The organism is Arthrobacter sp. NyZ413, assembly GCF_049390645.1.
Lineage (GTDB): Bacteria > Actinomycetota > Actinomycetes > Actinomycetales > Micrococcaceae > Arthrobacter.
The window spans coordinates 2,755,990-2,768,492 of record NZ_CP155434.1; the positions used below are offsets into that span (position 1 = coordinate 2,755,990).

13 protein-coding genes, 1 tRNA gene and 1 other RNA gene are annotated in these 12,503 nt (G+C 62.9%); 7 read left to right on the top strand and 8 right to left on the bottom strand.

Features of this window, described 5'->3' with window-relative positions:
* Window positions 1-23 precede the first annotated feature (23 nt).
* A complete protein-coding gene (gene mptB / locus ABCW42_RS12845; protein WP_423181610.1) occupies window positions 24-1,667 on the bottom strand; it encodes a polyprenol phosphomannose-dependent alpha 1,6 mannosyltransferase MptB in 1,644 nt (547 codons plus the stop codon).
* A 193-nt stretch (window positions 1,668-1,860) separates the two neighbouring features.
* On the opposite strand from mptB, the gene orn reads away from it, so the two are divergent.
* The 3 genes from orn (at window position 1,861) to def (ending at window position 3,380) form a co-directional block, all read left to right on the top strand.
* Window positions 1,861-2,445 (top strand): oligoribonuclease, encoded by a 585-nt coding sequence (gene orn / locus ABCW42_RS12850; RefSeq protein WP_423184888.1) that lies wholly within the window; start codon window positions 1,861-1,863, stop codon window positions 2,443-2,445.
* Between the two features lie 129 nt (window positions 2,446-2,574).
* Window positions 2,575-2,647, top strand: a tRNA-His gene (locus ABCW42_RS12855).
* Between the two features lie 160 nt (window positions 2,648-2,807).
* Window positions 2,808-3,380, top strand: coding sequence for a peptide deformylase (gene def / locus ABCW42_RS12860; protein WP_133203127.1), 573 nt, complete (start codon window positions 2,808-2,810; stop codon window positions 3,378-3,380).
* A 24-nt stretch (window positions 3,381-3,404) separates the two neighbouring features.
* Here the strand turns inward: def and ABCW42_RS12865 are convergent, their stop codons facing one another.
* From ABCW42_RS12865 to rnpB, 4 genes are all read right to left on the bottom strand, one after another.
* Window positions 3,405-4,202: an HNH endonuclease family protein gene (locus ABCW42_RS12865; RefSeq protein WP_423181611.1), complete on the bottom strand. Its 798-nt coding sequence runs from the start codon at window positions 4,200-4,202 to the stop codon at window positions 3,405-3,407.
* 100 nt (window positions 4,203-4,302) lie between these two features.
* The gene (locus ABCW42_RS12870; protein WP_423181612.1) at window positions 4,303-4,512 is read right to left on the bottom strand and encodes a hypothetical protein; all 210 of its coding nucleotides are present in this window, start codon (window positions 4,510-4,512) and stop codon (window positions 4,303-4,305) included.
* Window positions 4,513-4,617: 105 nt separating this feature from the next.
* A complete protein-coding gene (locus tag ABCW42_RS12875) occupies window positions 4,618-6,075 on the bottom strand; it encodes a glyceraldehyde-3-phosphate dehydrogenase (RefSeq protein WP_423181613.1) in 1,458 nt (485 codons plus the stop codon).
* A gap of 292 nt (window positions 6,076-6,367) precedes the next feature.
* Window positions 6,368-6,759: RNase P RNA component class A (gene rnpB, locus ABCW42_RS12880), an RNA gene on the bottom strand.
* A 55-nt stretch (window positions 6,760-6,814) separates the two neighbouring features.
* Between rnpB and ABCW42_RS12885 the strand changes: the two genes are divergently transcribed.
* Complete coding sequence (locus tag ABCW42_RS12885) at window positions 6,815-7,579, top strand: YaaA family protein (RefSeq protein ID WP_423181614.1); 765 nt, start codon at window positions 6,815-6,817, stop codon at window positions 7,577-7,579.
* Here ABCW42_RS12885 and ABCW42_RS12890 read toward each other — a convergent pair whose 3' ends face one another.
* Together ABCW42_RS12890 and ABCW42_RS12895 are read right to left on the bottom strand one after the other, a co-directional pair.
* Window positions 7,580-8,317, bottom strand: coding sequence for a zinc ribbon domain-containing protein (locus ABCW42_RS12890; protein WP_423181615.1), 738 nt, complete (start codon window positions 8,315-8,317; stop codon window positions 7,580-7,582).
* Window positions 8,318-8,386: 69 nt separating this feature from the next.
* Entirely contained in the window at window positions 8,387-9,310 is a 924-nt protein-coding gene (locus ABCW42_RS12895) for a Nif3-like dinuclear metal center hexameric protein (RefSeq protein ID WP_423181616.1), read from the bottom strand.
* A gap of 147 nt (window positions 9,311-9,457) precedes the next feature.
* Here ABCW42_RS12895 and msrA point away from each other — a divergent pair, with 147 nt between their 5' ends.
* From msrA to epsC, 3 genes are all read left to right on the top strand, one after another.
* Window positions 9,458-9,982 (top strand): peptide-methionine (S)-S-oxide reductase MsrA, encoded by a 525-nt coding sequence (gene msrA, locus ABCW42_RS12900; protein ID WP_423181617.1) that lies wholly within the window; start codon window positions 9,458-9,460, stop codon window positions 9,980-9,982.
* Between the two features lie 75 nt (window positions 9,983-10,057).
* On the top strand, window positions 10,058-10,993 hold the full coding sequence (gene cysK / locus ABCW42_RS12905; protein WP_423181618.1) for a cysteine synthase A: 936 nt from the start codon (window positions 10,058-10,060) through the stop codon (window positions 10,991-10,993).
* Window positions 10,994-11,043: 50 nt separating this feature from the next.
* Window positions 11,044-11,628: a serine O-acetyltransferase EpsC gene (gene epsC / locus ABCW42_RS12910; RefSeq protein ID WP_133203136.1), complete on the top strand. Its 585-nt coding sequence runs from the start codon at window positions 11,044-11,046 to the stop codon at window positions 11,626-11,628.
* Here epsC and ABCW42_RS12915 read toward each other — a convergent pair.
* Window positions 11,625-12,458 (bottom strand): oxidoreductase, encoded by an 834-nt coding sequence (locus ABCW42_RS12915; RefSeq protein ID WP_423181619.1) that lies wholly within the window; start codon window positions 12,456-12,458, stop codon window positions 11,625-11,627. The two genes, epsC and ABCW42_RS12915, sit on opposite strands and share 4 nt — an antisense overlap.
* Between the last annotated feature and the right edge of the window lie 45 nt (window positions 12,459-12,503).

Below are 12,503 nucleotides of genomic sequence, written 5' to 3' on the forward strand. Positions count from 1 at the left end.
GCCCGGACTGAACGCCGGGCCGCTTACTGAGCCGGAAACCTGAGCCGGCGCTCGAGGCGGCGGAACAGTTCTGCCGGCGTCGACCGAATGAGCAGCTTGCGCGTGTGAATGTCCAGGACCATGAGGTAGATGGTGAATCCCACTGCCACCACGAACGCAAGGGAAGACACCTTGACGTTCAGTTCGACGAAGGACAACACGGAGATCTGGTCCTGGGCGCCGAACGCAACAAAGAACGTAATGGCAACGTAGAGGGACTTGATCTGCCAATCGTTCCGGATGCCCGTTAGCGCGAGCAGCGGGATGAACCACAGGATGTACCACGGCTGGATGATCGGTGAAAGCATCACGACGGCGGCAAACGCCAAGGCGGCGCGCCTCACCAGGCGCGAGTAGTCGCCACGGAACATCAGGAGCACCACCAGGCCGATCCCGGCCCACTTCATGAGAGTGCGCAGTCCTGTGGCCAGCGCAGACCCGGGAAGGCCAAGGAGGTTGGCGATCACCTCAACTTGCTGGCCCAGGAAGCCCGACGGCGAATAGCCGGTATAGCCAGGCGTAGGATCGAGGATCGCCCAGACCCATCCGAAGCCAAGGTTGTACGGGATCCCGCTCAATGCAAGCACCCCGAAACTTATGGCCGCGGTGGCACCCCAGAACAAGAACTTCCGGGCCCAGCTTGCGGCAGGGCCAGCCCACATCAGGCCGACAAAGGGCAAGAGGAGCACGGTGATGGGCTTGATGCCGATCGACGCCGTGACCAGAAGAATCCCGGTGATGTGCCGTCCTGTGGCGGCGAAGTACATACCGGCAACCGCCAGGCCCACCATGAGCGCGTCGTTGTGCGCGCTCGCGACGAAGCTGATCAGGAAGAGCGGATTCGCAACGGCGATCCACAGGGCCCGTCCCGGAATGATGCCGTGCAGTTCGGCGAGCCTCGGAACGTACACGACGCAAAGAAGCACGCCAACAAGTGCCACCAGGCGGAAAAGCAACACGGAGAGATCGGGTTGGGCCCCGGTGATCCCGACCACCCACTTAGCGATCCAGAGGAAGTACGGACCATAGGGCGTTTTGGCCTCGGCCCAGGCAGGGTCGGCTCCGAGCGAGAACCAGTTGCTGAGGGAGGAGATGCCGGTGGTGTACGGATCCTGCCCTTCCAAGACCAGTCTCCCTTGGCCGGTGTAGGCATAGACGTCGCGCGAATAGATGGGAACGGCGAACACCATCGGGGCAGCCCAGGCCGCAACGGCGATGACCACCGATCTCAGCGAGCCTGGACCCCATTCCTTGAGCCTTTGCCCGAGCCTGAGCCAGGACCTGACCAAGAGCATTGCCCCGGCCGTGAGCAAAATCGTGGAGGTGGTGACGCCCCACCCGTCCGTGCGAAGAGCGATCACCAGAGGGTGCCTGAACATCGGGGATCCATTGGCGATCCAACCCGCTCCGATCGAACCGGCGAAGATCATGAGGGATCCGAAAAAACCCTGCCAGATCGCCACGTAAGCCTTGGGTTGGCGGGGCATCTCCTCTTCGATGCGGGTAGTTTCGGACGATGTGGTCCCACGGGAATAGCCGGCTGCAGCTTGCCCCGCCGGCGGCGTACCGGGCTCCCTGGCATCATCGCGGCTATTTGGAGTGCCCACGCTCGTCCCGCCTGCCGTCATGATATTCCAGCCCCTACGTACTTTGGTCCAGCTCATCGATGCCGGCAACAACCGCTCGACAACGGCCCAGTTTACCAGCGGAGACTGCCGTGGACGTGGAATCGGGGCGTCCCGCCACGCTTCCGAAGCGGCCGAACGGTAGGCTTGGCGCGTGCCTATTACTAATGAACGCATCGTTTGGATCGATTGCGAGATGACCGGCCTGGACCTTGAAAACGATGCCTTGATCGAGGTGGCGGCCCTGGTCACGGACTCGGAACTGAACATCCTGGGTGACGGCGTCGACGTCGTGATCAAACCGGACGCGGCAGCCCTTGAGCAGATGAACGACTTCGTCCGTGACATGCATACGCGCTCGAAGCTCCTGGAGGAACTCCCCCACGGCAAGACCATGGCCGAAGCCGAAGCGATCGTCCTCGAATACATCGAGAAGTGGGTCCCGGATCCCAAGAAGGCTCCGCTTGGCGGCAACTCGGTGGGTACCGACCGGATGTTCCTCGCACGCGATATGCCCAATATCGTGGAGCACCTCCACTATCGGGTCATCGACGTCAGCACTATCAAGGAACTCTCGCGCCGCTGGTTCCCCCGCGCCTATTTCCAGTCTCCTGCCAAGCACGGCGGGCACCGGGCACTGGGTGACATCAAGGACTCCATCGACGAACTGCGTTACTACCGCGAAGCAGTCTTTGTTCCGGCGCCCGGACCCGATACCGCGACGGCCCAACGTATCGCCAAAGGGGTCGCTGCCAGCCAACAGGTAGCCAGCGAAACGTGATCTAGAGCACGTTTTCGGGAAATTTCATCTAAACGGCCAAAAGTGGCAAAACCAGCCCCCAACTCGGGGTATAGTTTTTGTCGTTGCCTTCGCAGCGAACGGGTCATCCGGTTGCGGTCAAGGCACATGGTGGGCGTAGCTCAGTTGGCAGAGCGCCTGGTTGTGGTCCAGGAGGTCGCGGGTTCAACCCCCGTCGCTCACCCTCATGAAGCCGGTACTGGTGTGCCGGCCGGGACAAAGGCCGTACTGGTATCCAGTACGGCCTTTCTCTTTTCCCGGCCATCTTGTCCCGGCACACCATGCTGTGTCTAAATATTTGCGGCCACTTCGTCGCCCGGACCGAGAACCAGAGGAATCCTGACATGACCGTCCTGCCAGTCACCATCTGGGGCGAACCCGTGCTCCACCGCCGGGCAAGCGAAGTGGAAGTCTTCGACGACGAACTCCGCACCTTGATCGCCGACATGTTCGAGACGAACGATGCCGCCAACGGCGTCGGGCTCGCTGCGCCCCAGGTAGGGGTCGGCAAACGCATTTTCGTGTTCAAGTATGCCAACGAAGACGACGCACCTGACGAAGGCGTTTTGGTGAACCCGGTCCTGACGCTTTCGAAGATCCCGGGAGCGCTTCCAGACCCCGAGGAAGACGTCGAAGGCTGCCTTTCCTTCCCCGGAGAGCACTACCCCCTGCAAAGGGCGGAGTGGGCGAGGGTCCAGGGCTTCGATGGACACGGCAACCCCGTGGATTTCGTGGCGACGGGTTGGTTCGCGCGGGTGATGCAGCACGAGTTCGACCACCTTGACGGCAAGCTCTACGTGAACCGCCTCGTTGACCGCTACGCCAAGAAGGCAATGAAACAGGCCAAGAAGAACGGCTGGGGAGTTCCTGGACTGACCTGGATGCCGGGGGTCGATCCGGATCCATTCGGCCACTGAGCCGGCAAGGCTCCGCGAACCGTCCTACGACGCCCTGATGGTCTGCTGGCCCGGGCAGGAATCTAAGACCCGTCTCATGGCGTCTTTCTCGGCTTGAGTAACCCACAACCGGTAGGCAACCTTGACCGATACCTGCCGCGCTACGTAGTGGCACCGGAAGCGCTTGTTCGCCGGCAGCCAGCTTGCGGCATCGCTCGCGCTCTTCTTTACGTTGGCCGGACCGTCGACGGCGATGAGGTTGACGGGATCGTTGGCCAGGCTTTGCCGCTGTTTCGGGGTCAGCTGCCGGGCTCCTTTTTGCCACGCGTCACCGAGCGCGACAACGTGGTCGATCTGCACGGCGGCACTGCTTTCGGAACCCCTGCGGAATTGCACGTCGTGCCCCACGTAAGGCTCCCGAAGCGTTCCTGAGGCGACTTTGCACGTTGAGCCTGCGGTGAACTCGACCGATTCGAGATCGCGCCTCAGGATGTCGTTCCGGGTATCGCAACCGTTGCGGTCGACGTCGAGCCAGGCCTGGCCGAATTCTTCGCGGCGGTAGTCGTCCTTCGCCGCACGCCCCTTCACTGGGAGGGTGTCAAGGGCGTCGACTGCCAGTCCAGTGGGAATTGCTTCGACTGCTTGGACCGTCTTCATCCAGGCCGGATTAACGACGGGCGCTTCGGACGGTCCGTTGCCGGGACCTTCAGATACGGTGAACTGGCCCTGCGCGAAGAACCAGACAAGGCCGGAGGCAGCGCCCACGACCAAGAGGGCGATCAAGGCCCAGGCTTGGCGTGACTGGCGGCGGGCACGCCGGTAAGCGGCCCAGGTTGTGCTCAAGGGATTGCGTCCTTTCGAGGGGAGCGTCTCCCTTGAGACTAGGGCAGGAGCTGATCATCGACGGCGAAATCCACAGTGGGGAGGGGAAGTCGCCGACGGTCTATTGCTCCTTGGTGACCCGTTTCACGTCTTCCGTGGCGACAGCAAGGAGCGACTCCAACTGAAGCACGCGTTCCTCGGAGATGTCTCCCGCGGCAAACGCTGCCTTGGCGCCGTCGAGCAAGCGCTGGGCTTCCTTCTGGTTGGCGAGCGCAACGTCGAGTGCGTGTTCCAGGGTGGTCTCGTGTACCAGGATCTTTTCGTGTTCCATGCGACCATTCTGGTCAGGATTCCCAGCTGGCGCTAGCGCCCCAGCTGGGAATCCCCTGTGTCTTTCCAGACTCCGCGCCTTGGCTACAGGGCGGTCCGGGAGCGGCTAAACGCCGGCCGTGGCGAGGGAGGCGGGCAGTTCGGCCACCACAACATCGCGAGCGGGGAACGACGGCGGATTGACGCCGGCCATTTCTTCCATGACGCGAACAACCTGGCAGCTGTAGCCGAACTCGTTGTCGTACCAGACGTAGACCACGAGGTTCTTGTCGTTGGCGATCGTCGCCAGGCCATCCACGATGCCGGCGCGGCGCGAGCCGACGAAGTCCGTGGAGACGACCTCGGGGGAATCGATGAAGTCGATCTGCTTGCGCAGGTTCGAATGCAGCGACATCTCGCGGAGGTAGTTGTTGACCTCTTCCTTGGTGGTTCCCTTTTCGAGGTTCAGGTTCAGGATCGCCATTGAGACATCCGGGGTAGGAACGCGGATGGCGTTACCCGTCAGCTTGCCCTGGAGTTCCGGCAGGGCCTTCGCCACGGCCTTGGCCGCCCCGGTTTCCGTGATGACCATGTTGAGCGCAGCCGATCGGCCGCGACGGTCGCCCTTGTGGAAGTTGTCGATCAGGTTCTGGTCGTTCGTGAACGAGTGCACGGTTTCCACGTGGCCGTGGATCACTCCGAACTTGTCGTTGAGCGCCTTCAGCACGGGCGTGATGGCGTTCGTGGTGCAGGAAGCGGCGGTGATGATCCGGTCCGTGTCCTCGATCGAGCCGTGGTTGATGCCGTGCACGATGTTCTTGAGCGCACCCTTGCCCGGAGCGGTCAGCAGGACGCGCGCGACGCCCTTGCTCTTCAGGTGCTGGGAGAGTCCTTCTTCATCGCGCCAACGGCCCGTGTTGTCCACCACGAGTGCGTTGTCGATGCAGTAGGCCGTGTAGTCGATCGTGGCGGGGTTGTCCGAGTAGATAACCTGGATCTCCACGCCGTTGGCGGTGATGGTGTTGGCTTCCTCGTCCACGCGGATGGTGCCTTCGAAGGAACCGTGGACGGAGTCGCGGCGCAGCAGGCTTGCCCGCTTCACGAGGTCGTTTTCCGCGCCCTTGCGGACAACGATGGCGCGCAGTCGCAGCCCGTGGCCACCGCCTGCCTTTTCGATCAGGAGGCGGGCGAGGAGCCTGCCGATCCGGCCGAAACCGTAGAGGACGACGTCGGTGCTGGTGCGGTCGTCCGCGCCGCGCTTTCCGACGATCTCGGCGAGCTCAGCTCGGAGGAAGTCCTCCAAGGAGATGCCGGCCGCCTCGGCCTTGTACTTCTCATTGAGGCGGGCAATGTCAATGGCGGCAGCCCCAAGCTCGAGGCCCGCGAGGACATTGAGCAACGGTGCTGTTTCTTCGAGCGGAAGTTCGGCGTTGCTCATCCGGCGGGCAAAGCGGTGGGCTTTCAGGATGTTCATCGACGACTTATTGATGAGGCTGCGTCCGTGGATGCTGGTGACCACGTTGTTTTCACGGTAAAGCCGGCCGATCACCGGGATCATGGCTTCAGCCAACGCTTCGCGGCTCATCCACGTATCAAGACAAGAATCTGACGACTGGCTCACAGAACTACCTTCCTAGGGTCAGCTACATACGCCCTCGTACATAGTTGGCGGCCGCCCGGAGTAATCCTGCGGCACTGGCATCGGCGGGACTTCGGTCTGCCCGGACACCTCGAACGTTGCAAGGAAAAACCGCCGGCTGCGAACGCAGACCCGGCGGTGGAACTTCTACGTTCACTGTCCATTCTAAAGTCAGGCAGGCAGCGCTTTGGCCGCGGGAGCGCGTGAATTCACTCACATGGCAGACCGGCGCTCATGGTGGATGGGCTGGCCGGTACGCCGGGTTCTGTGTTCCCCTGCCGTTGCCAACAAGGGAGTGGCGACCATCCATCTACGAACGCCGTTGCCGACGCCCTCCAGCGGCCTACCCGGACACTCGGGCGGGCAGCCCTCAATCGTGTCCTGTCTGGCCTTGCTCCGGGTGGGGTTTACCTAGCCTCCGCGGTCACCCGCGGAGCTGGTGGTCTCTTACACCGCCGTTTCACCCTTACCTGTTGCCTGCCTGTGCGGACACAAGCAGGCAACGGCGGTCTGTTTTCTGTGGCACTGGCCTGCGGGTTACCCCGAGTGGGCGTTACCCACCACCCTGCCCTATGGAGCCCGGACGTTCCTCGAGCCACTCGCGTGGCGCGCGGCCGCCTGGCCAACCCATCCGCCGTACAGTCTACCGGCGCTTGCCCGGCACTCTGACCGCTAATATCGTCAGGTGCTGATTCTCCTCCCGCCTTCCGAAGGCAAGACCCCTGCCGTCAAAGGCCCCTCCGTCGATTGGGAAGCGCTGAGCTTCCCGGAGCTCAACAGCTACCGCGCCAAAGTGCTCGACGCGCTCGGCCTGGTCAGCGCACACGAGGACGCCTTGGCGTTGCTGGGCGTCGGAGCGTCACTCAAGGACGACGTCGAACGCAACACCCGCTTGCACGCGGAACCGGCGGCACCCGCCCACCAGGTGTATTCGGGGGTCCTCTACGACGCGCTCGGCTACCGGAGCCTCACCGCGGCGCAACGGCGCAAGGCCGCCGAATCGATCCTCGTCGTCTCCGCGCTGTGGGGCGCCATCGGGTTCGGCGACCGGGTGCCCGCCTACCGCCTGTCCATGGGAACGGCACTGCCCGACGTCGGACGCCTCGCCTCGTTCTGGAAGCCGAAGCTCACGCAGGCCCTTGCCGCCCGCGTGGAAGGCGAACTGCTGGTGGACTGCCGGTCCAGCACTTATGCCGCGGCATGGGCTCCGCCAGCAGCCCAAACGGTTTCCGTGAACGTGTTTTCAGAGGCCAACGGCAAACGCACCGTCGTCAGCCATTTCGCCAAGCACACCCGCGGCGAACTTGCCCGTCACCTGCTCAGCCGGCGCGGCAAGGCTCCGTCCACCCCGGAGCAACTCCTGAAGGCCACGGAAGAAGCGTGGCCTGCCGAACTGGTAGAGGGCACGGTCCGCAAACCGCACAGCCTGAACATCATCCTCCGCGCCTAGCTAGTTCCATTCAGCAGAACGCACCAGAATGCAGCCGGAATCCGGGCAGAAGACGATATCGTCCTCCGCGGCCGCTTTGACTTCGGCTAGGTCCCCGGGGCTGAGGGTCATCCCCGAGCCTTCCGATTTGCCATGGAACAGCCGAGCTGCCCCGACTCCCCGCTTTGCGAGGGTCCGTTCGTAGATCGCGAGCATGCCGGCGTCGAGCCCTTCCGCGAAGCCGCTCCGCTCGGCGTGGAGGGCAGCTTCCTCGGCCGCAATCTCCGCGATGGCTTGGTCAAGTTCCGCACGGATCCCGGAAAAAGAGCCCTGGATATCGTCGACTATCTGCTGTTGGGCAGCTTGGCTCCCCCGCAGGGAGTCCAGTCGTTCCAGAATCTCCAGCTCGATGTCCTCAAGGTCGGAGCGGCGTTTGTTCAGCGATGCAATATCGTTCTGCAGCGCGACCAAGTCCTTCGAAAGCCCGGTGCCGCTGTTCAGCCGGGCCTCGTCCCGCTCGATGCGGCCGGCGACCTGCTCGACGTCGGCCTCGGACTTGCGCAGCTCGGCTTCGGCGTCATGGACGGCCAGTTTGGCGGTCCCGAGCTGCCCGTTGGCAACTGTAAGGGCGTCCTGAAGATCGACGATGCGGGGATCGTTTTCCAAAACACGACGGCGACTGGCCAGCGATTTGAGCTTGGCGTCCAACCCCTGCAGCTCAAGCAATTTCAACTGTTCCGCCGGTGCTGCCTTGGCCACGCGCTTACCTCCGCTTGATCGCGCCGGGTGAACTTCACTCCGGCCGGGCCATCGGCCCGTTTCTCGACTCTAGTCGCCGCCAGGAGTCAGAATGAAGTCCCACGGGTCGCTGTTGGTCGTAGCGACCCGGATCTCCACCTCGTGCCCTTGGTCGGTGAGCACGTTGCCGAGGGCTTCGGCCGCGGCCGGGAGCCACAGCCATTCGCTTGCGAAGTGGGATACGTCAATGAGGTACGGCCGGCTGTCGACGGCGGCCTCCCTGGCCTCCGAGGCGGGGTGGTGGCGCAAGTCGGCCGTAACGTAGACGTCGGCATGGCTTGCCCGTACGGCGTCGAAAAGGCTGTCTCCCGCCCCGCCGCATACTGCGACACGGCGCACGAGTCCGTCCTTGTCACCAGCCACGCGCACTCCGCCGGCCACAGCCGGGAGGACTTCGAATACACGTGCCGCGAAATCGCCAAGGGTCATGAGTTCGGCAAGGTCTCCAACCCGGCCGATGCCCTCTTCCGGCAGTCCGTGCGCCGCCGGAGCCAAGGGCACCACGTTTTCCAGGCCGAAGGCGTCAGCCAGGACGTCCGAAACACCGCCGACGGCGGAATCGCCGTTGGTATGAACGGTCAGGAGGCCGGTTCCCGACTCGATAAGGCGGTGCACCGCCAGGCCTTTGGCGCTCGTAGCAGCCACTGAAGTGACTCCTTTGAGGAGCAACGGGTGATGCGTGACGAGTAGCGCGGCACCCCATTCAATGGCTTCTTCGATAGCCTCGAGCGTCGGGTCCACGGCGAACATGATCCGGGAAACCGTGGCGGCAGGACGTCCGGCCACCAATCCGACCTCGTCCCACTCTTCCGCGAGGGACTCCGGCCAGAGCTCTTCCACGGCAAGCAACACCTGGCCAAGGGTCGGGATTCCCGTTCCTGGCGTTCCGCCTGCACCGTCTTCCGGCTCTTCTCCGGATCCTGCATCTGTAACGGCGGTGTTCACAGCTTCCATGCCTTCCATTCTTACCCATTCCGAAGGAAGGACACGCGTACGTCCTCCTCCGGATTCAAGTCCGGTTGCCACTCAACGCGGCTGCGACGTCATAGTCCTGTAAGTTTGTGCGGGAATCATCCAGCGTCCCCGGCCATTGAAGAGATCATGAAAACCTTTGTACTTGGCGGTGGTTGCTTCTGGTGCCTTGATGCCGTCTACCAAAAGACCAAGGGCGTCACGGCCGTCGTCTCCGGATACACAGGGGGCCATGTCCGCAACCCCGACTACTACGACGTCTGTTCCGGGATGACGGGCCATGCGGAAGTGGTTGCCGTGACATTCGATGAAGACACCATTCCCGCGGACATCGTCCTGGACATGTTCTTCGCCCTGCACGATCCCACAACGCTCAACCGGCAGGGTTACGACGTCGGGACGCAGTACCGTTCATCGATGTTCTACTCCACGACGGAAGAGAAGATCCTTTTCGAGGAAGCCATCCTCCGTAACCAGGAGCTATGGCCGAAGCCGATTGTGACCGAGGTAGTCCGGCTTCCGGAGTTCTACGAGGCAGAAGCGATCCACCAGAATTACTACGCGAAGTTTCCCGGACAGGGCTATTGCCAGGTCATCATCAACCCCAAGCTCGCCAAAGCCAGGAAATATTACTCTTCGTGGCTCCGCGCGTAGCAGCGTTTAGCACCGCTCGTTAGGCTGACCTCAGCAGTAGCTATTTCAGCGAATTCAGAGAATAGGCATGAATACATGGCACGGATCTACGACGACGTCACCCAGCTGATCGGCGGAACCCCCCTGGTCCGCTTGAACCGGCTCACCGAAGGCCTCGAAGCCCAGGTTGCCGTGAAGCTGGAATTCTACAACCCGGCCAACAGTGTCAAAGACCGCATCGGCGTGGCAATCATCGACGCCGCCGAGAAGTCCGGGTCGCTGAAGCCGGGCGGCACCATCGTCGAAGGTACGTCGGGCAACACCGGAATCGCCCTCGCATTGGTGGGCGCAGCCCGCGGCTACAAAGTCATCCTGACCATGCCGGAGACCATGTCAACCGAGCGCCGCGTCATGCTGCGCGCGTACGGTGCCGAGATCGTCCTGACGCCGGGCTCCGAAGGCATGCGCGGCGCCGTCGAGAAGGCCCAGGAAATCGTTGCCAACACTGAGAACTCAATCTGGGCCCAGCAGTTCGCCAACGAAGCAAACCCCTGGATCCACCGCACCACCACGGCAGAGGAAATCTGGGCGGACACCGACGGCGCAGTGGACATCTTCGTTGGCGGGGTGGGCACCGGCGGTACCATCACCGGCGTCGGGCAGGTCCTCAAGGAGCGCAAGCCTGAAATCCAAGTAGTCGCCGTTGAACCAAAGGACTCCCCCATCCTCAACGGCGGTGCTCCCGGCCCGCACAAGATCCAGGGCCTCGGCGCGAACTTCGTGCCGGAAGTCCTTGACACCAACGTCTACGACGAAGTCCTGGACGCCACCCTCGAAGACTCGGTTGCCACCGCCCGCGCACTCGGCACCAAGGAAGGCATCCTCGGCGGTATCTCGGCCGGTGCGGCCGTGTGGGGAGCCCTGGAATTGGCCAAGCGTCCCGAGAACAAGGACAAGCTCATCGTTGCAGTGGTTCCGGACTTCGGCGAACGTTACATCTCCACCGTCCTTTTTGACGACATTCGCGGCTGATTGCGGACTCCGCTCCACCGCGTTCTTTCATTTCCTGTAGAAAGGTCTTTGTGAGCTTCTTCGCAAGACTGAGGGAAGACCTCGAGGCCGCCCGGTCGCATGACCCGGCGGCCCGAGGCTCCTTTGAGAACTTTTTTGCGTACTCCGGGTTGCATGCCATCTGGGCGCACCGCCTGACCCATAAGTTGTGGCAGAACCCGGACCTCCGGTTCCCCGCGCGGCTTATTTCCCAGCTCGCACGGTTCCTCACCGGAATCGAGATCCACCCCGGAGCCACCATCGGCCGGAGGTTCTTCATCGACCACGGCATGGGAGTGGTCATCGGCGAAACCGCTGAAATCGGCGAGGACGTCATGATCTACCACGGCGTCACCCTTGGTGGCCGCTCCTTGGCCAAGGTCAAGCGCCACCCCACCATCGGAGACCGCGTCACGATCGGTGCAGGTGCGAAGGTCCTCGGACCCATCACCATCGGTGCGGACAGCGCCGTGGGTGCCAACGCCGTCGTCGTCAAAGACGCTCCGCCGGAGTCCATCATCACGGGCGTCCCCGCAACCTGGCGCCACCGCGACGCCAAGAGCGAAACCAAACCGGCGGTCGACCCCGCCGAGTACTACATCGAATACCGGATCTAGCGGGAAAAGCGAACGTAGGCGTTCCAGAAGACCGCGTCGAAGGCGCGGTCCGGAAGGATACGCCGCAAACCCAGAATGGTCCTGGCTCCCCTGCCCACCGGGTATCGGGTCTTGGGCCGACGAGCCGTGGCGGCGTGGAGCACTGCTCCCGCCACGGTTCGCGGATGCGTGGAAAGAGCAGTTCCCGACGTCGACGCCAAGGCCGTCGCGACAACGAGCGCCTGCTCCCTGTACGGACCTTGGCCGGATACCGCCAGCAACCCCTCACCGGCGATCGTGCCCCATTCGGTGTCCGTACCGGCAGGCTCAATGATGGCGACGTCGATCCCGTGCGGCTTCAACTCAAGGCGCAGCGAATCGCTGAGGCCCTCGACGGCAAATTTGCTCGCGTGGTACCAAGCGCCCAGGGGCTCGTACATTTTGCCGCCAATGGAGGAGACATTCACGATCCTGCCGGACCCGGCGGCCCGCATCACGGGAACCACCAATTGGCTCATCCTGGCGAGCCCGAAGACATTGACCTCGAATTGGCGGCGCCCCTCGTCCAGCGGCACCTCTTCGAGCGAACCATAAGATCCGTACCCGGCATTGTTCACAAGGACATCGATCCGTCCCTCCTCGGCAAGGATGAGATCCACCGCGGACCGCATGGAGTCTTCTTCGGTGACATCGAGGGACAAAACCTTGATCCCGGCAGCCTTCAGGGGCTCCATCCGTTCGACCCTTCGGGCACCCGCGTAGACCAGGAGTCCGGCCTTGCGGAGCCGCAGGGCCGACTCGAAACCGATTCCGGTTGATGCACCTGTCACGAATGCTACTCGTTTCGGCATGGACTGCTCCTTGTCTGCGAACGGTTGAGGCCCGGCCGACTTTGC